Source organism: Actinoplanes sp. NPDC023936 (genome assembly GCF_040639325.1).
Lineage (GTDB): Bacteria > Actinomycetota > Actinomycetes > Mycobacteriales > Micromonosporaceae > Actinoplanes.
Map to the genome: position 1 here is coordinate 1 of NZ_JBEZZR010000046.1, position 311 is coordinate 311.

Genomic DNA, 311 nt, shown 5'->3' on the forward strand with positions numbered 1-311 from the left:
GCCCCCGCCGCGCCCCCGCGTGTCCCGCGCCCCGCGTGTCCCGCGCCCCCGCGTGTCCCGCGCCCCCGCGTGTCCCGCGCCCCCGCGTGTCCCGCGCCCCCGCGTGTCCCGCGCCCCCGCGTGTCCCGCGCCTCCGGGTGCCCGCCGATCCGCGTGTCCCGCCGACCCCGTGCTGGCGTCCTGCGGCTGGCACCTCCAGCCTCGCCGATCTTGGAACGCGCCGTCCCGGCCGTAGCTCAGGCATGTGATCAAGCTCGGGTAGCCGCCCTGGCCTACGGCTGGCGTCGCCCGGCCGTAGCTCGCACATGTGA